This window comes from Pseudoalteromonas sp. S16_S37 (genome assembly GCF_014694405.1).
Taxonomy (GTDB): domain Bacteria; phylum Pseudomonadota; class Gammaproteobacteria; order Enterobacterales; family Alteromonadaceae; genus Pseudoalteromonas.
Genome location: NZ_JAAUWV010000011.1, coordinates 1 through 22,475 on the forward strand (window position 1 = coordinate 1; position 22,475 = coordinate 22,475).

The 22,475-nt window shown below is 41.9% G+C and carries 14 protein-coding genes and 1 pseudogene; 10 read left to right on the plus strand and 5 right to left on the minus strand.

What is annotated here, in order from left to right:
- Positions 1–553 precede the first annotated feature (553 nt).
- Positions 554–769 carry an endonuclease V gene (locus HC733_RS23380; protein WP_203219205.1) on the minus strand — a complete coding sequence of 72 codons (216 nt, stop codon included), beginning with the start codon at positions 767–769 and terminating at the stop codon, positions 554–556.
- Positions 770–946: 177 nt separating this feature from the next.
- Between HC733_RS23380 and HC733_RS07455 the strand changes: the two are divergent.
- Positions 947–1,216, plus strand: a pseudogene (locus tag HC733_RS07455) (MBL fold metallo-hydrolase); the annotation flags it as partial.
- A gap of 134 nt (positions 1,217–1,350) precedes the next feature.
- Here the strand turns inward: HC733_RS07455 and HC733_RS07460 are convergent.
- Both HC733_RS07460 and HC733_RS07465 read right to left on the minus strand, forming a co-directional pair.
- Positions 1,351–3,885 (minus strand): glycoside hydrolase family 3 protein, encoded by a 2,535-nt coding sequence (locus HC733_RS07460; protein ID WP_238937493.1) that lies wholly within the window; start codon positions 3,883–3,885, stop codon positions 1,351–1,353.
- The gene (locus HC733_RS07465) at positions 3,885–5,156 is read right to left on the minus strand and encodes a sugar MFS transporter (RefSeq protein ID WP_238937489.1); all 1,272 of its coding nucleotides are present in this window, start codon (positions 5,154–5,156) and stop codon (positions 3,885–3,887) included. Before HC733_RS07465 ends, HC733_RS07460 begins: the two co-directional genes overlap by 1 nt.
- A 223-nt stretch (positions 5,157–5,379) precedes the next feature.
- Between HC733_RS07465 and HC733_RS07470 the strand changes: the two genes are divergently transcribed.
- The 7 genes from HC733_RS07470 (at position 5,380) to HC733_RS07505 (ending at position 15,643) form a co-directional block, all read left to right on the plus strand.
- The gene (locus tag HC733_RS07470; RefSeq protein WP_190364430.1) at positions 5,380–6,717 is read left to right on the plus strand and encodes a GH1 family beta-glucosidase; all 1,338 of its coding nucleotides are present in this window, start codon (positions 5,380–5,382) and stop codon (positions 6,715–6,717) included.
- Between the two features lie 11 nt (positions 6,718–6,728).
- On the plus strand, positions 6,729–8,072 hold the full coding sequence (locus HC733_RS07475; RefSeq protein ID WP_190364431.1) for a glycoside-pentoside-hexuronide (GPH):cation symporter: 1,344 nt from the start codon (positions 6,729–6,731) through the stop codon (positions 8,070–8,072).
- 15 nt (positions 8,073–8,087) lie between these two features.
- Positions 8,088–9,089: a LacI family DNA-binding transcriptional regulator gene (locus HC733_RS07480; RefSeq protein WP_190364432.1), complete on the plus strand. Its 1,002-nt coding sequence runs from the start codon at positions 8,088–8,090 to the stop codon at positions 9,087–9,089.
- Between the two features lie 212 nt (positions 9,090–9,301).
- On the plus strand, positions 9,302–12,262 hold the full coding sequence (locus tag HC733_RS07485) for a TonB-dependent receptor (protein WP_190364433.1): 2,961 nt from the start codon (positions 9,302–9,304) through the stop codon (positions 12,260–12,262).
- A gap of 88 nt (positions 12,263–12,350) precedes the next feature.
- Complete coding sequence (locus tag HC733_RS07490) at positions 12,351–13,901, plus strand: tryptophan halogenase family protein (protein WP_342365998.1); 1,551 nt, start codon at positions 12,351–12,353, stop codon at positions 13,899–13,901.
- A gap of 14 nt (positions 13,902–13,915) precedes the next feature.
- A complete protein-coding gene (locus HC733_RS07495; protein ID WP_190364435.1) occupies positions 13,916–14,620 on the plus strand; it encodes a SapC family protein in 705 nt (234 codons plus the stop codon).
- Between the two features lie 9 nt (positions 14,621–14,629).
- Positions 14,630–15,643 (plus strand): cupin-like domain-containing protein, encoded by a 1,014-nt coding sequence (locus HC733_RS07505; RefSeq protein ID WP_342365999.1) that lies wholly within the window; start codon positions 14,630–14,632, stop codon positions 15,641–15,643.
- Positions 15,644–15,654: 11 nt separating this feature from the next.
- Here HC733_RS07505 and HC733_RS07510 read toward each other — a convergent pair whose 3' ends face one another.
- Both HC733_RS07510 and HC733_RS07515 read right to left on the minus strand, forming a co-directional pair.
- Positions 15,655–16,686, minus strand: coding sequence for a helix-turn-helix domain-containing protein (locus tag HC733_RS07510; protein WP_190364438.1), 1,032 nt, complete (start codon positions 16,684–16,686; stop codon positions 15,655–15,657).
- Entirely contained in the window at positions 16,686–17,594 is a 909-nt protein-coding gene (locus tag HC733_RS07515; RefSeq protein ID WP_190364439.1) for a GGDEF domain-containing protein, read from the minus strand. The genes HC733_RS07510 and HC733_RS07515 overlap by 1 nt, the downstream gene beginning before the upstream one ends.
- Before the next feature lie 389 nt (positions 17,595–17,983).
- Here HC733_RS07515 and HC733_RS07520 point away from each other — a divergent pair, with 389 nt between their 5' ends.
- Both HC733_RS07520 and HC733_RS07525 read left to right on the plus strand, forming a co-directional pair.
- Complete coding sequence (locus HC733_RS07520; RefSeq protein ID WP_190364440.1) at positions 17,984–20,761, plus strand: TonB-dependent receptor; 2,778 nt, start codon at positions 17,984–17,986, stop codon at positions 20,759–20,761.
- Positions 20,762–20,800: 39 nt separating this feature from the next.
- Positions 20,801–22,090 (plus strand): metallophosphoesterase, encoded by a 1,290-nt coding sequence (locus tag HC733_RS07525; protein WP_190364441.1) that lies wholly within the window; start codon positions 20,801–20,803, stop codon positions 22,088–22,090.
- Positions 22,091–22,475 lie beyond the last annotated feature (385 nt).

Sequence of the window (22,475 nt, forward strand, 5' to 3'; positions counted from 1 at the left end):
AATTGCGATTAAACCCAGAACTTTACTTGCCTTGGAACTATAAATCACAACGCATAGACTAAATTCTGGACTCAAGCATATTTTTGATGGTGAGTTACGCTAACTTGCCGTAAGCTCACGGTTAAACTTACCACCCAATTTGAAAAGGTGTTTTATGGTGCAGTGGGTAAAGCGCACAACCTTGATATGTATTGTGAAAGACAACAACACAAACGACGACGAAGTATAAAAAGTAGCGAAGCCTTGTTCGCTTAACATCCTCAGCTAATCGACCCTTAACTGCAAACTGATGCTCAAATACGAGTAGGGCTTAACATGTCACACAGATAGACAATTTCCCAATAACGGGATGAAAAAGGCAATCGCTAGTCGATAATGTGAATCAATTTGTTAGACTGGGGGAAAGGTTTAGTGCTTTGGTGGCAGAAATCACGCTGTAGGTTTCTTTTTTAAAGTGTCTGTCCAGTGAACTGTTTGGTGAACTGTTTGCTTTGTAACAAGGGTCTTAGATAAAAATTCTAATCAGCATGAAATAATAAATAGAAACAAAGAGCTATATGGAGGTTGGTAATTGTAAAGTGAGGTTCACAACTTGATCAGCTTTTCTTGTAGTTTCAGGCAAGCGATATTGAGGTGAAAGCCTCAATATCCATTCACAGGCGGTCGCTAGTGAAATACGGTGACCACTAGAAAACGGCGAACTGGCATCAGTCATTGTGAAAAGCTTTTTGGTTAAAGCACAATTTAACCCAAAACACGAACCAATCATGCTGACAAAGTAGGAAAAACCGCGCCTGACGTTTTGCAAATACCACCTAATTCCTGAGTTAATTTCAAAAAACAGCGTTAAGAGGAACTTTTGACATAAAAATATCAAAGGAACTGGTGTTGTACGCTTGTCTTCTTGATAATTTAATGATGACTGTCTTTTTATTTTTCTTTATTTAATATTTGCTTAATGCCAATTGCCTCCTATTTTCATGAAACTGCAGGTAAATGGTATCGAAAAGTGCATATGACGCCAGAAGATGTACTCTACGCGGCAGACGAACTGAATTGTAAAGTAATGATCCCTTGGGTATATGTCAATGCTTCGTGGAAAATAGGTGATAAAAGCTCTCACGCTCCATTATTTAGGTTACTCGGCCAATACCAGCAGTTAAATAGCAAAGTGCCTTTGGTAATATTGAATGAGGGTGATCAGGTCGAATTATAAGGCGTATTAACGTTTAGCTTGTGTTGAAAAATTGCCAACTGTAAGTTCTGCATCACTTGCTTGTGGCACGCATGATTGAGGCATTAAAAAAGGGTCTTTCGACCCTTAGAGATATGAACACATTATTTCGTTAGTTATTCACTGCATGAGTGAATATCTTCATCCCCGAGATTGGCACTGAGGAATATATTTGAAACCGTTAAGTCAAGTGGGCCTCTGCTTGCGATAGCGAAAGGGCTATACACTTTTGCCATGTTGTCGCTGTCATTGGCAAAACAATCGGTGGCAATGTGAATTGTTTGCCATTTTCCCTTGTCCTTGCTTGAGACTAACGTTGACAAAGATACACCTTGTGAGCACGCCGCATCACAATTAATGCCTACTTTGGCATTACTTGGTACATCGCCAGTTAGCATCACATCGAAGCTTAGAGCACTTCCTTTGCCGTTAAATGCGCGTAAATCCTCCGCAAAGGCGTGAGAAATTTCTACTTTACTGACTTCGTTACTCGTAAAACTAATAGCTCGGGCATCTTCTTGTACAAATCGGTCTGTTGTTCTGACTCTCACGTTATCTAACATTGCAGTGTTGCTTGTCATGGTCATCGACTTTTCAGCGCTTTGCAGTTGTAATGACCAAGGTGATTTTACCGTGCCTTGCATAATCGCAAGCTTATTAGTTGAATTTGCTGCCTTAGCAACTTCTTCAGATAGTAAGGGTAGGTTCTTTTGGTCGCGATAAGTGAGGCCATAGCCATAGGCAAACAATGGCGAATACTGCTCATCATGAACATTTACAGTTGTATCATCTGCTCGGTTAGGCCATGAAAACGACAGCTTACCTTTAAAGTCATGCTTTACGGTACCATCAGCGTTACTAAATAGAACATCAGCAATACCATTTCCCTCTGAGCCGGGTAACCAAGCGACTACAAACGCATCAGATGCATTCAACTCAGGATTGACCCAAAGCGGGCGGCCGGTAATAAATACCGATACAACGGGAATACCTTGAGCTTTTAATCGTTTAAGAAGGGCAAGGTCGCTTGCCTGACCTCGTTGGTAATCAAGGTTGTCTAAATCACCATTGCCTTCCGCGTATGGCTCTTCACCAAACACCACAATTGCCACATCGGGTTTATCAGTAAATGACCCGTTAACGCTAAGCTGTGCTTTGCCGCCTTGTGCAGATACTACATTGTTAATGCCATCATAAATCGAACTACCGCCAGGAAAGTCGTCATTACTATTACCTGTGCCTTGCCATGTGATTGTCCAGCCACCTGATTGTTTGCCGATGTTGTCGGCGCCATCACCAGCTACTAATACATTGATGCTTGGCTTAAGCGGTAAAATACTGTCATTATTTTTAAGTAAAACAAGTGATTCGCGAACAGCTTGGCGCGCAACGGCTCGGTGTTCAGGGTGCCCGATCAGTTCAGTTTTACCTGAAAGCGCTCTGTTTGCTGGGCTTGGCTTGTCAAACAGCCCAGCTCTAAATTTAACTCTGAGTATGCGAGATACGGCGTCATCAATACGTGCTTGGCTTATTTCACCGCTTTTTACCTGTGCTATGGTGTTTTCTAATAGTGGTTTCCAAGCATTGGTTGGAACCATAAAAATATCAAGCCCAGCATTTATGCTTTGACTGCAGCTTTCATTACTACAGCCTTTAACTTGGCCGTGACCATTCCAATCACCGACCACAAAGCCGTCAAAGCCCATTTGATTTTTTAACACATCGGTGAGCAAATATTTGTTGCCATGTATTTTTTCACCATGCCAACTGTTAAATGACGCCATCACCGATTGCGCACCAGCACTCAAACCTTGTACGTAGCCCTGCGCGTGAATGTTGAACAGGTCTTGTTCACTATCTAGGTTATTGCCTTGGTCATCACCCCCTTGCGTGCCACCATCACCAATAAAGTGCTTAACAGTGCTAATCACCCGTTTATCACCTAAGAAGCCGTCACCGGATCTGCCTTGCAATCCAGATACGATTGCTGCTGCATACTTTCCTACAATGGCTGGGTCTTCTGAGTAGCCCTCATAAGTGCGGCCCCAACGATCATCACGCACAACCGCTACAGTAGGCGCAAATACCCAGTCGATGCCTGTCACCATCACTTCTTTTGCGGTGATAGCGGCTATTTGTTCAATAAGTTCGGGGTTATTAGCGGCACCTAAACCAATGTTATGTGGGAACAGGGTAGCGCCAATCACGTTATTGTGGCCGTGAACCGCGTCTGTACCCCACATGGTAGGGATACTAATACCATCAAGACTATCGTCTAGCGACGCTTGATACATCTTTTCGGCAAGTGCTATCCAGTCTGCGGGTGTAGCATGCTTATTATTGTTAGGAAAAGCGCCACCACCGTTTAGGTATGAACCAAAGCCATAACGGCGCATGTCTTCAACGGTGACATCACGGATCTCTGGTTGGATCATTTGCGCGACTTTTTGTTCTAACGTCATCTTTGCCAATAGCGCCGATACCTTACTTTCGATATCTTCGTCTATAGGCACAGTTTTGGGCAATTTTGGCCATATAGCGGTGCTTGCAGCGGGTGTTGTCTGCTCAGTATTTGTTTCTAAATCTTGTGCACAACCCGTTAACCCAAAAGCGGCGATAATTACAGATGTGATTAAAGAAGTTCTTGGCATCATAATTTTTCCGGTTGAATGTCGAAGCGTTTAAATTTTTGTGGTGTCGTACCTGCAAAACCGTAATATGCGATATAAACAAAGCACAATAACGGCAATATAAAAGAAGCTTGCAAACCAATACTATCTGCAAGCATGCCTTGTAAAAGCGGCACGATAGCGCCGCCTACGATAGCAAGGCACAATAAACCTGAGGCCTGAGCGGTTTGTGATTTTAATGAGTTAATAGCCAAGCTGAAAATGGTTGGAAACATAATTGAGTTACATAACCCCACGAGCAGCAGTGACCACATAGCCAACGTACCATTGGCAAAAATAGCTAATAGCACCAGCGTTGCTCCCATCAGAGCGTTAAATACCAGTACGTTTGCAGCATTCACCTTTTGCATGACAGCCGCGCCAATAAAGCGGCCAACCATTGCGCCACCCCAATAGTAGGCAATTAAATGCGCTGCATGTGCTTCTTCAAGTCCGACAATATTTTCAAGGCCAATGTAGTTGATTAAAAAGCTACCAATGGCAACCTCACCACCAACGTATAAAAATAAGGCGATTGCGCCCAAACTTAAATGCTTGTGATGCAAAATAGCAAAACGGCTTGTTACGGTATTTTGTGCTTGTTGTTGCTCAACACTTGGCAGCTTTATTAGTGCAAACACCAAAGCCAGTACCAATAACATGGCCGATAACAATAAGTAAGAGAACTGAACTTCACTGCCATCTTGACTTGCAACACCAGCCGAGAGAATCAACATGCTGCCAAATGCCGGAGCTACGGTAGTCCCCAGTGAGTTAAATGCTTGCGTCATGGTTAAGCGAGAAGAGGCAGTTTTGGGGCTGCCTAATATACTTACAAATGGATTAGCAGAGACTTGCAAAATGGTAATACCGCTGGCCAAAACAAATAATGCGCCAAGGAATAAGCTATATTGTGCCAATGCTGCTGCCGGATAAAAAAGTGCGCAGCCTAGAGCAGCTATTAGTAACCCAGCCACGATTCCTTTTTGAAACCCAAGTTTAGCAACCAGTTTGCCAGCGGGAAGTGATACCACAAAGTAGGCACCAAAGAAGCAAAATTGGATCAACATCGCCTGAGTGTAGTTAAGCGAAAACATCGCTTTAAGATAGGGGATCAAAATATCGTTTAAGCAGGTTATAAAGCCCCACATAAAAAACAGTGTTGTGAGTGCACTGAGTGCAAACATATGATTAGTGCCGCTGTGTTGTTCGGCTGTGCCATGTGGTGGCATGACTGTTGGTGACCCTGCCATACTTGTTCCTCATTAAAATTAAACTTTTTATTTTAATAGCTTAGCGATTTAAATATTAAAACGGCTTGACCATTCGCTAGATTGCCATTAACGTTAAATGGAAATGTAAGCGCTTTCATTTATAGCATAGTCATGATGTAAAGCAACAAGCAAGGCTTTTTTGCAATCGATTTTTTAAAAAGCTAACACCGCTTTTAACAATAAAATACTAAGAGTAGAACACATGAACTCACTGAACTTGTCTAACATGTCACCGCTTAATGACCGGTCTTTTATTTTTGGCGTTGCCACGTCTTCGTTTCAAATTGAGGGTGCGCGTGACTCAAGGCAAGATACAATTTGGGATACATTTTGTAACGTACAAGGGGCAATTGCTGACTCTTCGAATGGCGATGTTGCCTGTGAGCATGTTAAGCATTGGCAACAAGACGTACAACTAATTGCGGGCCTAGGCGTAGATGCCTATCGCTTTTCTATTGCTTGGGGGCGTGTTGTTAACCAAGACGGTTCGCCAAATCCAGAAGGATTAGCGTTTTATAAAACCTTACTTAATAAGCTTGGCGAGTTAAATATAAAAGCGTTTGTTACGCTATACCATTGGGACTTACCACAGCATCTTGAGGATAAAGGAGGGTGGCTAAATCGCGAAACGGCAGTTGCATTTGCGGATTATGTGGACATTGTATCCAAAGCGTTCGCAGATAGTGTGTATTCGTATGCAACGCTCAATGAACCATGGTGTAGTGCATATTTAGGTTATGAAGTGGGTATTCATGCTCCAGGTTTACAAGGTAAGCAACGTGGCAAACAGGCCGCTCATAATCTGTTACTCGCTCATGGCTTGGCGATGCAGGTGCTGCGTAAAAATAGTCCAAAGAGCAAAAATGGCATTGTGCTAAATTTTAGCCCTAGTTATGCTGCAAGCAGCAATGAAAAAGATATTGCCGCCGCCAAGCTCGCAGATGAGCACTTTAATCAATGGTATTTGCAACCGCTTATGGAGGGGCGCTATCCAGACATACTTCAAACTATGCCCCAAGAGCACCGTCCGCAGGTTGAAGCGGGAGACATGTCGATAATTTCGCAACCTATAGATTTTCTTGGTGTAAATTATTACAGCAGAGCGATTTATCAGCACTGTGAGCATGATGGCTTTAAGGTTTGTGCGCCTCACACCATGAACCTTACTGATATGGGCTGGGAGGTATACCCGCAAGGTTTGGTTAAATTATTAACTGACTTGAATAAGCGCTACACTTTACCGGACATTTATATTACAGAAAATGGTGCAGCAATTGACGATAAGCTTGTTGATGGTCAAGTGGTAGATAATGCGCGCATCGCGTATTTTCAAAGTCATTTAAGCGCCCTGGAGCAAGCGATAGTTAAAGGTGTGAATATCAAAGGGTATTTTGCATGGAGCCTAATGGATAACTTTGAATGGGCAGAAGGGTATAAAAAACGCTTTGGTATAGTTTATGTTGATTACCAAACCCAACAAAGAACACTTAAACAAAGCGCTTTGGCATATCGAGATATGCTGCTATCGCGTAAAAAATAGAGATAACAATTATGCTGACAAAAACAGAAAAAATAGCATATGGGTTAGGGGATACGGCGAGTAATTTAATTTTTCAAACAGTAATGATGTTTTTGCTACTGTTTTACACCGATGTGATGGGCATTGAACCTGCGTTGGTGGGCACACTGTTTTTAGTTGTACGCATATTTGATGCAGTGACCGATCCGTTAATGGGGGCCATTGCAGATAGGACCCATACTAAATACGGTCAATATCGTCCTTACCTGCTTTGGCTGTGTGTGCCATTTGCGCTGATCAGTGTATTGGCTTTTACAACGCCCGATTGGCCATACAACTTAAAAGTGGCTTATGCATTTGTCACTTATGCATTGTTAATGTTGGTGTATACCGCTATCAATATTCCTTATTCGGCACTAGGCGGGGTAATGACCGCCGATCCGCAGCAACGCGTTTCGCTGCAATCTTATCGTTTTGTATTTGGGATGCTTGGTGGACTTATCATCGCAGCAGGGACCATGCCTTTGGTAGACCTGTTGGGTCAAGGTAATGTTCAAAGCGGCTATCAGCTTACCATGGCGGTTATGGGGCTACTTGGCTTAGTATTGTTTTTATTGTGTTTTTTGGGCACTAAAGAACGCGTAGCAATAAAGCCCAGCGCATCAACTCCTTCTATCTCAAGTGACTTTAAATTGCTATTTAAAAACTCGCAATGGCGTATTTTATCGTTGGTGGGGGTGAGCCTACTTACGGGGCAAGTACTTAAAGCGTCACTGGCAGTGTATTACGTTAAATATTATTTAGAGATGCCGCAAATGGTCAGTCACTTTGTAACCATAGGCATGATTGCAAGCATTTTAGGGTGTGCGTGTTCGAGTTGGCTTGCAAGCAAGGTGTGTAAGGTAAAAGCCTATATAGTGTTACAAGTGTTGGCTGCACTACTTTGTGCATTAGCATTTTTTGTAAGTCAAAGTCAGTGGCAAATTGCATTTGTACTATTTGCATTGTGGAGCTTTTTCTTACAAATGGCGACACCTTTGCTCTGGGCGATGATGGCCGATACCATAGATTACGGGCATCTAACTACCAAGCGTCGCGTTACAGGGATGGTCTATTCATCAGTGGTGTTTTTTATAAAAATGGGCATTGCATTGGGCGGCGCTATTGCAGGTTGGCTACTTAGCTATTTTGGTTATCAAGCTGATATGGCACAATCGGAGCACACTCAGCAGGGTATTGCTTTAAGTTTTAGTATATTGCCAGCATTTGGCTCAATTGTAGTTGCTTATTTGATGCGTAATTACATGCTTGATACGCAAACTATGTCATCTATTCAAGCTAAGCTTAGCGAGTTAAAACACCAACATAGTCAATAGTTTTTAAGGAAGTGTATGGTCACCATTTATCAAGTCTCTGAGCTGGCAGGGGTATCGTTAGCTACAGTGTCTCGAGTAATGAATAACAACGCTAAAGTAAGCGATAAAACCAAACAAAAAGTGTTGGACGCAATGGCTGAACTTGGCTATCAACCTAACTCAATTGCACAGTCACTTGCTTCTAATCGCTCCAATAGTGTGGGCGTTTTAGTCTCAGAGCTTCATGGCCCATTCTTTGGGGATATGATGAGTGCTATAGAAGAAACGCTAAGACACGAGGGTAAGCACACCATTATTACCTCTGGTCACTCAGATGAACAAAGAGAAAAGCAAAGCATAGAGTTTTTAATTGGTCGTAAATGTGATGCGCTAATTTTACATGCTGAAGCTGTGAGTGATGAATATCTGCTTGAGCTTGAACGCCGTGGAATAGAGTTTGTATTGATCAACCGTTATATAGAAAGCCTCAAAAATAGGTGTATTTGCCTTGATAACCGCCAAGGCGGCTACCTTGCAACACAGCACCTGCTTAACTTAGGACATCGACATTTAGTTTATATATCTGGGCCACTTTGGAAACAAGATGCTCAAGCGCGCTTAACGGGCCATAAACAAGCGCTAAATGAGGCAAAAATTGCATTTACCCAAGCTCAGTTGTTTGAAGGTGACTATCGACAAGACTCAGGTTGCAAAGGGCTAGACTATTTTTTAGAGCGAGGACAAAAATTTACCGCAATAGTGTGTGCAAATGACGAAATGGCCTCAGGGGTAATGAGTAGAGCGAGGGAATTAGGCATTGAGGTGCCCGATGAATTATCCATCGTGGGTTTTGATAATATTATCTATGCAAGTTATTTGTATCCAACCTTAACCACCATTGACTATCCCATTTATGACATGGGTAAAATGGCTGCATATTCGATACTAAAAACTGTATACAACAAAAAAGAGGTGCAGGTGACGCCTGTATTTGTGCCTCAACTTAAGGCGCGAGGCTCAAGTGTTTATCATGCGTAGCGCAACAAGTGCCTGATATATAAAATAAATAAAACTAATCAAATAGAGTGTATGATATTTTATTTGACTATAAACATCATATGTTCTAAGTTGAATGTAAGCGCTTTCATATTTTTTTAACTAAATTTGTAAGCGCTTACATTGTGTGTTTCTTGAAAATGTGCACTACGTTTTCGAGAAGCTATAAACAATCGTGTGGTCCGGGGATCAATATGACAACAAAACATTTCAACAAGTCCATGCTAGCAACGAGTTTATCGCTTATTTTAGCGGGTAACTTTGCAACCAATGCAATGGCTCAAGAACAACAAGAAAATATCGAAGTTATCGAAATTTCAGGTATCAAAGGCAGTTTAATTAAATCAATGGATGTGAAGCGAAGCGCTACAGGTGTTGTAGATGCCATTACCGCCGAAGACATTGGTAAATTCCCTGATGCCAACTTAGCTGAATCACTACAACGTATTACAGGTGTGTCGATTGACCGTAGTAACAACGAAGGCAGTAAAGTTACCGTGCGTGGTATGGGACCTGAGTTTAACTTAGTGACCTTAAACGGACGTCAACTACCAACTGTTGGCGGTCGTTCATTTGATTTTGCAAATATTGCTACCGAAGGTGTCAGTGCGGTAGAAATCTATAAAACAACTAAAGCAGATTTACCTAGTGGTGGCATTGGTGCAACCGTAAACATGCTCACCGCCAGACCGCTAACATCGCCAGGCCTTAAAGCGTCACTTGGTGTTAAGGGGGTACTAGAAACCTCAAATGAAGCAGGCGATGATATTACACCTGAAGTATCTGGTATCTATAGCAATACCTTCAATGATGATAAATTTGGTGTGTTGTTGTCGGGTTCTTACCAAGATAGAAATAATCGTGAAGAAAAAGCGGCAATCGACAACTGGATCCCCAATGTTGACTTAAGCGCTTCACCAAACCTAGAGTTAACCGACAATAACCAGCGCTCAGATGGCGCAACTTGGTATCCTCAAAACTCAGGTTACTCTATCAACGATAATGAGCGTACGCGTGTAAATGGTCAGCTTGTCTTGCAATATGCTGTTAGTGATGATTTTACAGCGACCGTTGACTACACCTATTCAAAATTGGAGTTTGAGTCGAATCGTAATGCGTTTGGTGTTTGGTTTAACAACGGTGGTAACGTAAAAAGTGCCACTATCAACGAAAACGGCACATACACCAATGTAGCGGAAATAGGTGGCGACTACGCAACTAACTTAAGTCGTGCCGAATATGAAAATGAGAACAAGTCTTTAGGTTTAAATCTTCAGTGGCAAGCGTCTGATTCGCTTAAATTTGAGCTTGATGCGCACGACTCTTCTGCAACTAATAAAGGTGCTGGTTTAGGTAACGATGCATTTTTGATCATCGGTAACACGTCTTGTGGATTTTGTGATGATGCAGGAGATGCGTTTGGTCCTAATACCGCAAACATTAATGTCAAAACCAATTCGGTAGCGGGTAGCGGTGTACCTTTGTGGGGCTTTGATTTAGTAAACGGTCAAGGTAACCCTCAGGCAGAGCTAACAGGCGCTGACATGGGGTCATTGTTTGGTGCAGTGACACAAGAAGATAAAACCAATGACATGACCCAGTTCCAGCTCAAAGGTGAGTGGGTTAACACCGAAAGCGGCTTCTTAAACAAAGTGTCTTTTGGTGCTGCGCGTACAAAAATGGAATTTAGGCATACCACTGCTTACTCTCAAAACCTACCTGCAGGTTGGTGGAACTGGTCTGCAGTGCATTTCCCTGATGACATGTTTAATCGTGTCGCACTAGATGGTTTGTTAGACGGTTTTTCAAATGCAGGTGATAAGCCAGTTAATTACTATTTAACCGCTGATTTTGACAAGGTTCTTAATCTGTTTGAAACCATTGAAGATACGATTGCTCCGGATATTTTTAACGACGGATGGCCAGAAGACGTTAATGGTAAATTCCAATCTGGGCCAATTGATAACGACAGTCGAGTAAAAGAAACGACCACATCACTTTATACGCAAGCCAATATGACCTTTGAGGTTGCACAAAGACCTTTGAATGTTTCAGTGGGTGTACGCTTTGAAAAAACTGAGATTGAATCAATGGGCTTAGAGCGCCCAGCGGTTGCCATGGAGTGGGTAAACGGTAACGAATGGGAATATGTTTACGCAACAGAACAAAGCTTCTCAGATGGCTCGGGCGATACTGAAGAGTTCTTACCAAGCATTGATATAGATTATGAGCTAGTGGATGATGTAATCGCTCGTGCTTCATACTCACGCTCTTTGACACGTCCACCTATTGATGCACTTGGTTCAACCAAAAACTTCGTTGGGAATCCAAAAGTAGGCCAACGTAAAGTTGAAGTTGGCAATCCTCAGTTAAAACCATATGTAGCTGATAACTACGACGTGTCATTAGAGTACTATTATGACCAAGGCAGTTACGTTTCAGTGGGTTACTTCAATAAAAAAGTGGATAACTTCCTTGTAAATGTAACAACTAACGAGACCATAGAAGGCCTGCGTGATGTATTTACGGGCCCACGTGCTGAAGAAGCTCGAGAGCAGTTAATCGCAGAGGGCATTCAGCCGTCAGATCAGGCTATCCACGACCGTATTAATGCCAATATGGGCGTTGAGCCTGGCACGCGTATCGGCGCTGATGAGACTGATCCGTTAGCCACCTTTGCGGTTTCTAAAGACGTAAACTTAAGAGCATCTCGTTTATACGGATGGGAAATTGGACTACAACATATGTTTGGCGACAGTGGCTTTGGTGTACAAGCAAATGCGACTTTAGTTAACGGTGACGTAAGCGTAAATCGTGATATCACAACGCCGCAGTTTGCGTTAGTGGGCATGAGCGATTCAGCTAACTTATCAGCGATTTACGATAAAGATGGTTTATCAGTAAGAATTTCATACAACTGGCGTGATGAATTCTTGTCAGATTTTGATCAGCACTCATCACCAGCGTTTACGGAAGCGTACTCGCAAATTGACGTTAACGTAAACTATCAGGTAACAGAGCAGTTGACGGTGTTCTTTGAGGGCCTAAATATTACCGAAGAAACGCAACGAGTGTACGTGCGTTACCCTGAGCAGTTCTTAAATGGCGCTCAATACGGAGCGCGTTATAACTTAGGTGCGCGTTATACTTTCTAAACTGAAACGTTTGGAATCGTACTATTATTAATTTAAAGCCGCACTTAATTGCGGCTTTGCTTTATAAAATGTCACGAGAAAAATGCATATGGCACACTCTAAACAAATAAAAAGTGTACTGATTGTTGGCGGTGGAAGCGCCGGTTGGCTAACTGCGGGTATATTGGCCGCAACGCATCGACACGAAATTGAAATAACGTTAGTTGAATCTGCCAATATAGCGATCATTGGCGTTGGTGAAGGTACATGGCCGACGATGCGCCAGACATTGGAGAAAATAGGCATAGCTGAAGGGGAGTTTATTCAAAAATGCGACGCTTCATTCAAACAGGGATCTGAATTTATAAATTGGGGTTGTGCACAGAGTCATTCGTATTATCACCCATTTTCGTTGCCAGTCGGCTTCGAGCAAGGCATTGATATGGTCACGCCTTGGCTCGATGTTAAAGATAAAGTCGATTTTGCCCATGCTGTAAGCGCCCAAGCTTACTGGTGTGATGAAAACAAAGCACCTAGGCTACCCAGCGATATGCAATTTGCGGGGAAAGCCAATTATGGCTATCACCTAAATGCAGATAAATTTGCCAAATTACTTAAAGAACACTGTACTGAGCGACTTGACGTTAAACTTGTCGTCGATGATGTTTGCGAGGTACTTGCTGATAGCGAGGGCGATATACTGGCCGTTAAGACCACAGAGCACGGCCAATTAGTTGCTGATTTATTTATTGATTGTACTGGCAGCAAGTCGCTTTTATTAGGTGAGCACTTTGGCATTCCTTGGTTATCGCAAAAGCATGTCTTAAAAAATGACAGCGCGGTAGCAGCCCAAGTTAGTCATAGTGAAGCGCATGCTAACATCGCGTCATGTACTAAATCAACGGCACAACCTTTTGGTTGGATCTGGGATATCGCACTGCCAACCCGCCGCGGCATTGGCTATACTTTTGCCTGTGATTATTGTGACTTTGAAGAGGCAAAACAACAACTTGCTAATTACATCACTGAACAAGGTTTAGCAGCTCCAGCGCTTGATAGTATTAGAGAAATCAAATTTAACCCAGGATTTAGAGAGAAGTTTTGGCACAATAACTGTGTTGCAATTGGCATGTCAGCGGGCTTTTTGGAGCCGCTTGAAGCGTCCGCTTTGGTTATGATCGAGTTAAGCGCGCAGTATCTTAGTGAAAACTTTCCCAAAACACGTTGCATGATGAATGTTGTGGCAAATCGCTTTAATGCTAAGTTTAGTTATCGTTGGCAACGCATCATCGACTTTTTAAAGTTGCATTATGTGCTAAGTAATCGTGAAGATACCCTTTATTGGCAAACTATGCGCGCTGAGCATATTCCACAGTCTCTGCAAGAGCTATTACTGCTTTGGCAATATCAACCACCGAAGCACGGTGATTTAGATTACATCGATGAGGTTTTTTCGCCAGCGAGTTATCAGTACGTATTGTATGGGATGGGCTTCTCACCTGCGCAATATCAGCGAGCTTCTGCAAATGTCATTACTCAACAAGAGATTAATACGCTATTTAAGCAAGTTACGCAAAATGCCAAGCGAGGTTTGGGAACATTGCCGACAAACCGTGACTTGCTCACTAATATTGCCAAATTTGGTATTTCAACGATTTAGTTAAAGGACGTTTTATGAGTCAAGAGCAACTACTAGATAATATTACCCATAAAGATATCAAGATCCTTACCCAGCGTAGTGCAAGTCTTGGCGACGATGTAAGTATTACGCGGGTATTTCCGTCAGAATTTGCACAATTACAAAGTGATTACCCGATCTTTTTTAAAAAGAATGGCCAAACGGGGCAGTTTGAAGCGGTCGTTTTGCTCGGATTTAACGAGCGTGAGAATTTGTATCTAACAGACAGCGGCTGGCGGGCAGATAACATACCACTGAGCATTTTACGCCAACCCTTTTTAATTGGATTTGTAGAAAAACAGCAAAATGGCATGCCAGTTAGCGAACCTGCGGTGCATATTGATATGTCACACCCAAGGGTGAATACACAAGAGGGAGAAGCGCTGTTTACAAGCCAAGGTGGCATGAGTGAATATTTGCAAAACGTCAATAGCATATTGTTGACCATACATAACGGGCACAGTCAAAGCCAAGCGTTTTTTACCAGTTTACTAAAGCATGAATTGTTAGAAAGTGCATTAATTAACGCTGGGGCAGATCGTTTGAGTGGCTTATATACCATCAATGAAGATACGCTTTCTCGTTTATCAGATAACGCATTGTTTGAGTTAAATAAACAAGGGTTCCTGCAGCATATTTATATGGTATTGGCGTCACTAGGTCAGCTACGAAAGCTAGTACGAGCTAAAGAGCAGCTTTAGGAGATACGCGTGTTAATTGGGCACATAAAGGAGCATAGCGAATTAAACGCACATGATATGGTTGCAACTGTTATCGCTGAGTCTAAAGCGCAAACACCTCAACCTCTGGTGTTTAGAAATGTGGTTAAGGACTGGCCAATTGTTGCAGCTGCAAATCACTCAAATGAAGCATTTTGCGAATATCTACAAGGTTTTGATGCTGGCGTGGGGGTGTATGCCTATCAGTGCGAGGCTAAGTATAATGGACGATTTTTTTATAAAGAAAATCATAGCGAAAAAAACTTCTCGCAAGTAAAAACACATCTTAAAGATTTATTTAATCAATTACTTAATCAAAATAGCGAAAATCAACCAAGTCTCTACATGGGGTCAACTACGTTAGGGTATTGTTTACCTAACCTTCAGCAAGATAACAATTTGCCGATGCTTGAGCTCGGGCCATTGGTGAGTATTTGGCTTGGTAATCAAAGTGAAGTGGCGGCACATTATGATGTACCAGATAATATCGCGTGCGTTGTTGCCGGCAAGCGGCAGTTTACTTTATTTGAGCCACAACTGATTGATTGCCTATACCCTGGACCGATTGACTTTACGCCCGCTGGGCAGGTAGTCAGTATGGTTGATTTTTCTAACCCTGATCATGCTAAATATCCTAAATTTAACAACGCATTACATAGCGCAAAGTTTGTAGCGTTAGAACCCGGGGATGCAATTTACATTCCGAGCATGTGGTGGCATCACGTAAAAAGCACAGAGTCTATCAACGGTTTAATTAACTATTGGTGGCGCCAAGGTGATGTGAATTTGGGCTTACCAACGGATGCATTGCTGCATGCAATTTTGTCTGTTGGCCATTTGCCAAGTGCGCAAAAACAGGCATGGAAGGCGATATTTGATCATTATGTGTTTTCTGATAATACGCATCCACATATAAACCAAGATGCATTGGGAAGTTTAGGTGACATAGATGACGAGTTGGCTAGAAAGCTGCGTTGGCAAATTATTCAGAAGCTAAATAACTAGGCGAAAGTACGCTAAGTTATCTGGGCTCTAAGCTCACTTGGGGTTTTACCCGTCCAGCGCTTAAAAGCGCGCCGAAAATTTGTAATATCACTAAAGGCCAGCGCTTGGGCTACTTGCTCATTGGAGTATCCTTGCGCTGTAATATAAATAAGAGATTGCTGCTTTTGCCACTCATCTTTGAGTAATTTAAAGCTGGTATTGTGCTGCTTTAATTTTCGCTTAAGTGTTGCACTACTCATACCCATTGCTGTTGCAATGTGCTCGCTGGTGGCTTTAGGCATTTTTGCTATTAGAGTTGAGATATATTGTTTAAAACCTATTACTAAATTGAATGGCCTTGCTTGTTTGAGATAGTAATAGGTCATTGCTGGTAGCGCATTGTCATGTGGTTTTAGCAACATGTTGCGGTTAACCGATACGATAAACATCGGGTGTGCGAATGAATATTGATAGCTTAAATGGCTATGAAATTGCTCTATGTGGCTAGGTTGAGCAATCGGGAATTTAATATGATATCCGTGTGACTCTTTACGTCTAGTGGTTGACTTGTTGACATGCCATTTCAGTAGGCATTCAATTAACCCAGCTAGTAACTCATAGAAAAACCCTTTAACAGAGTCACTAGGCTCCGACACTGAAAAATTAATTACAAAATGCAGCTGATTATCTCCGCGGTAGCTTTTGGCGTACATGTATGGGAATAGCTCGAATTGTAGAAGCTGGCTTACTCTAAACATTTGCTGCAAATTGGAGGCATGCATAAGTGCTTGAAAGGCGTTACCGTGCAGGCTATGGAATAAGCGCTCAGCAAGTAAAAAGCTAATGCCATCGGCACTTAACAGCTTGCTGGTATTGCTGATAACACAATGTAATTGTGCAAAACTTATTTGTTTGGTTTGCTTATAAAGGTCGGAGTAAAATAGCTTTGAGCCGTTGAGTATCTTATCGCTTGCAACACCGCGCTGCGCGGCCATTTCAACGATTGGTAAAATAAGCGTATGCGCATCGAAAATGGCATCTTCTACTTCATAAAACCGCGCCATTATGCCGCCGACTTCTGTGTATTTAGCTGCTCATTAATACGAGCAAGTATACCTTTTTGTTGTTCGCCTTTTTGTGCTTGCACGCATAACCAATGCACATCATTACAGCCTGAAATTGAATCTCCTTGCGCGTAGGGCTTATGATTAGACACTCTATCTGCGACCTGACTAATTACTTGCTTTGCTGTAGTCAAATTGGTGTTGGGCATCAGTACGATAAATCTATCGCTGGCGTATCGACAGACCAAATCTGTATCGCGTAAATTTAGTAAGATGATTTGGCCTACATCTGCAAGTAGGCTATTGGCTTTAGTGACACCATACTTAGCGTTAAACGCTGAGAAATCTTTTATATCAATCAATGCGATGCAAAACGCGATATTGTGATGATCTAACGCTAATAGCTCTTTATCTATTTGCTGTTTCATATACTCGGCGCGGTATAAGCCACTAATAAGATCGGTTAAACCATACTCGCGATAGAAACGCTCTTTCTTTAACAGCATAAAGTTAAGTATTTGCTGTTCTTGGTACCAAAAATACATTGCAAAAGACATAAGTATCATCCCAATAAATGCCGGAAAGGCCTCAAATGCACTGAGCCAAGTATTAGCGCTATCAAAACGGTAAAATTCATCGAGGAAGTCCATAAGCATGGATATGTGCAGCGCAGATAATCCAAAAAACAACAGCAGCGTGACTTTCCCTTTAGGTCGAGACAGAAGGGTTGCGACCAACCAAAGTAAGGTCATAAAGGCAATGCCCCCTTCGCCGATGCAATCTACCCAATCTATTGTCGCAAAGCTTTTTAGTGTGCTATTGCTTATAACCGTTAGGATAGTTAATGGGATTATTACACTTAGTATTACCCATAATGATTTGTGCAATTTAAAAAAACTTTGCTGCATAACACTCATTGATTGCCTTAATTGTCCAAATTTATATGAGGTTTTGATTATTGCCCCGATTTCACCAAGCACTTTTACATACCAAAACCAAGCTGAATGAGCAGTATTGCTCAAAGCATATTGATAAGGCAGGGTTAAAATAGCTCATACAAGGGGACAAAATGATGACAATTAACAGGCTTTTACGTTGGATTTGGCATTAAAACGGTAAATTCAGCTAAAAAGAGGGGGTCAAAATGGCTCAAAACCCTCATAAATCGTTCGAATTAATGCAAATTTCGAGGTCTTGTTAACCCGCTGAAATATTTCTTACATATCAATTCTCTATTGTTCGGTGCCGTCGTAGCAAACAGCTGTTTGTAAAATTACCGTGTAACTAGAGAGTAGCAATGAAACCGTTCACATTTTCAAAATCTAAAGTCGCATTGAGCTTAACGTGCGCATTATTTGCGTCTTCAAGCTTTGCAAGCGCCATCGCTGGCAAAATAGCAAGTGAGGGAACTAATGCATTTTTTCAAGGCGCGAAAGTAACCATAGAAGAGCTCAGTAGAAGCGCCGTAAGTGCAAGGGATGGCTCTTTTAAAATAACGAATCTTCCTGCAGGTACCTATACGCTACTAGTTGATTACCTCGGTGCTAAATCTGTGCGCAAAACAGTAGTGATTGGCAACGATGGCACTGTAAATGTTGATGTTTTTTTACAAAGCGACGATGTAACACTTGAAGATGTCATTGTAATTGGTCAACGCGCTGGTCAGGCAGGAGCGCTCAATAGACAAAAAAATGCCCAAGGGATCAAGTCTATCGTAAGTAGTGACTCTATTGGTCAGTTACCGGATCAAAATGCAGCTGAAGCGCTGCAACGTTTGCCTGGGATATTCATTCAACGAGATCAAGGCGAAGGGCGATTTGTAGGTATACGTGGTATCGACCCCAATTTAAATAACGTCACTATTAATGGCGCGAACGTGCCTTCTCCGGAAGCGGGTATACGCAGTGTCGCTATGGATGTGATCCCAAGCGAGCTCATTCAAAGTTTAGAGGTCAGCAAAACTGTGACGCCTGATATGGATGCATCTGCAATTGGTGGCAGTATTGAAGTTAAGAGCTTAAGCGCGTTTGATAGAGATGGTAGAAGCTACAGCGCAAGTGTGCAAAGTACTTATAACGCACAAGTTGAAAAAAGCAGTCCTAAGTTGTCGGCAAGCTATAGCGATATTTTTGAATTATCAAAGGGGTTTGATTTTGGTGTTGCATCGGCATTGTCTTGGTCACAAAGACGTTTTGGCTCGCACAATATGGAAACCGATGGTGGCTGGCGTGCCACTGACCTAGAAGATAGCAGCGGCAATACAACATCAGTGCTATCTGCTGAAGAAATCGAGCAGCGTCATTATACGATTGAAAGAGAGCGACTAGGTGGTGCTATCAACTTAGACTTAAAAGATAAACAGGGGAATCTGTATTATCTCAAAACACTTGTTAGTGAGTTTTCCGATGATGAGTATCGTTTACGTAACGAATACAAGTTTGATAAAGGAGAGTTGGTTGCTTCGGAATTTTCAACAAATTCAGCGTTGTTTGAAGCTGCAAAAATGGACAGAGATACCAAAGATAGATTTGAGGAGCAAAAAGTTATCTCTATCGTTGCAGGCGCGGAACATCAATTAAATGACTGGTTGGTTGAGTACAGCTTAGGTTACTCAAAATCTAATGAAAAAGAGCCAAACCGACTCGACACTAGTTTTGCAGGAAAAGGCTTTTGGCTTGGCTACGCAAGCTTAGGTGAAAAGCCCATTCTAAGAGCTAGTGATGATGCTTACGACTTGAACAAGTTCTCTTTGGATGAAGTGGTTGTTGAAAACAACTTTAGCGAAGATGAGTCAACAAGCTTCAAGCTAGACTTGAGCACAGATTTAGTTGTAGCAAATTACAACGCACAACTTAAATTTGGGGCGAAATTTACACAGCGAGAAAAACTTAAAAACGCAGATGTTTTGGTTTTTGACGGTGGTTTTGATGATGTCGTTGCAGAGCAATTCAAAGCAAACGAGCCCAACTATGATTTAGGTAAGTTTGGTCCAGGGTTAAGTCAAAACGCATTGAGAGACTTCGTTAAGCTAAATCGTAGTTCATTTGAAACCAATAGCTTAGAGAGCAATATCAAAAGTGCTGGTGGCAGTTACACATCAGAAGAGCAAATTAGTGCAGCGTATTTGATGCTCACGATGGATATTGGTCAATGGCAAGTGATCTCCGGACTGCGCTACGAAGCGACCGACTTTGACACGAATGGCAACAGAGTTGAGCTTGTTACAGATGAAGTAAACGACATTGAGCAAACTAACATTACCAAATGGCAAGCTAACAAAGATTATGATCATCTATTGCCTAACCTAACTTTGCGATATGAATATACAGATAATTTAATTACCCGTTTTGCCTATACCAGTACGCTTGCTCGACCTAAGTTTTCTGATTCTGCGGCATTTGCGATCATAGAGACTGAGACATCCCTTGATGATGGCGTGATTGAAATAGAGCGCAAAGCTGAGGTTGGTAATCCGGAATTAGACCCATATGAATCGAACAATCTTGATTTTTCAGTTGAATATTATCCATCTGGGGTAGGGGTTATCTCAGCGGGTGTATTTTATAAAGATATCGCGAACTTTATTGCTATTGAGCAAGTTCAAGGTTTAAGCACATGGTCTGGTTACAAAGAAGTGATGCAAGCACGTAATGGTGGAAACGCCGATTTAAGCGGTGTAGAACTGGCATTTAGCAAAAACTTCAGCAACGGATTGATGTTTAGCACCAATGCAACTTTTATTGATGCGGATAATAAACTGCAAAATCAATCAGACACGGTTGCGAACATGATGTTTGGCTATGAAGATGATGTGCTTTCTACGCGACTTAGCGCAAGCTACAAGAGCAAAAGTTTCCAACACGAAGAGCAAGGAAAGCGAGTTTATCAAGATGCACACTTACAACTGGATATAAGTGCAAAATACAATATTACGGAACAATTCCAATTGTATTTTAACGCGACAAATCTAACTGACGAACCGTACTACTTGTATCACGGTGCAAAGCAGTACAACTACCAATATGAAAGCTATGGCCGCTCTTATGAGTTTGGTGTGAGTTTTAATTCGTTATAAGTTTGTGGAGGCAGCCAATGCAAGTTGGCTGCAATTTATATGAAATACATTTTTACTCTATCTGCATGTTGCTTAGCCATTGCCTCTATTAACGCAACTGCTAAAGAAGCGAGCAATGACAGTTCAACAATAAGTTTTTTAGCCTTTGGTGATGGCGGCTACAGCACCGATTACCCAAAACAAAAGCACATTGATAATCCGAAAAATGCAAAACAGTTTATAGAGTCTGAGAAACAAGATTGGTTAGAGGATCACAGGCCAATAGAAGAATTCGCACACGCGCCAATATTTGTCTACCCCAATACCGACATCGCAACGGAGCAAAGTGGCGCCAAAGCGGTGGGGCAAGCGATGGCTACATTGTGTAAAACAGCACCGTGTGATTTCGCTATTCAGCTAGGAGATAACATATACCCTGATGGCGCTGACGCGAACGACGGCAAAGATGATGAAAAACGCATGAATGACCTTATTCTAGCGCCGCTAAAGCCGCTTTTTGATAATAATAAATCGCTGGTGATCTATTCGGCACTTGGCAACCATGATTGGAAAACGTCGCGTAAAGGTGTTGCACTGCAAACCGCATGGATGGCAAAGCAACCAAACTTTGTGATGGATAAGCAAGGCTATTATAGCTTCAAACAAGGCTTACCAGGTAACGATGTCGAGTTTTTTGTGATTGACACCAATATGTTACTGGCTGGTCAACATTACTACGAAGTACCGCTTAACGCGGATGGGTCGGAACAAAGTTTAGCGAGTGCGCTTGCAAAAGGGCAAGCAACAGTTGAAGAAATTGAACAGCACGAAACGCCATTAAATGGTGAAGATCATAAGCAACTAGCTTGGCTTGCAAAAGGCTTAAAAAACTCTACTGCCAAGTGGAAAATTGTTTATGGGCATCATATCTTATGGTCAATTGGTGGCACAAAATACGACGAAGGTCATGTATTACGAAGACTCATTTTACCTGAACTTTGCAAGTATGCAGATGCCTATATCGCGGGTCACGAACACGATTTAGAGCTTTTAACCGATGATTGCACGCGTGTATTACCACCAAATCATTCCAAACCAAAGCTGCCGCTAATTATCAGTGGTGCGGCATCAAAAATGCGCGGTACGCATACGCCATTTGCTCAATATCAAGAGCGCCAATTCCCTGAATATGACTTAGTTTGGGCAAAAAGTTTCACTTGGGGATTTGCGCACATTGAACTTGATAACGTACGGGATAAATTATCGGTTAATTTTTATAGCACACCTCAAAATGGAACGGGTGAACTGATAAAAGAGCGCAGTTTTAGCTTTAGCCACAGAAGTGATTAAGAATTAGTGGCCACATTAGACTGTTGCATCAATTTTAATGAACAACATTTAAATCTAACCATGATATTCAACACAATCACATTAAGTTTAGCTAACTGAACATATATGGGGACATTTGTTACATTTTAAAGTCCCCTTTATATGGCAGTGTATCTTTGATCTTGAATTGAAAAGAAAAGTTTTTATGTCAAAATTATGAATGTTTTTTTACTCTCAATTAATCAAAAACAAGTCTCTAAATGAATCAGCATTGAATATATAATCTAAAAATATTTTAATGTTGGATAGTTTATCTTTTGTTGGGATTTTAAGTTAAAACTATTGATAAAGATCATTGCATGCCTTTAGCTTATGTGATTTATTGAAGATGAAGGTTTGGCCAATC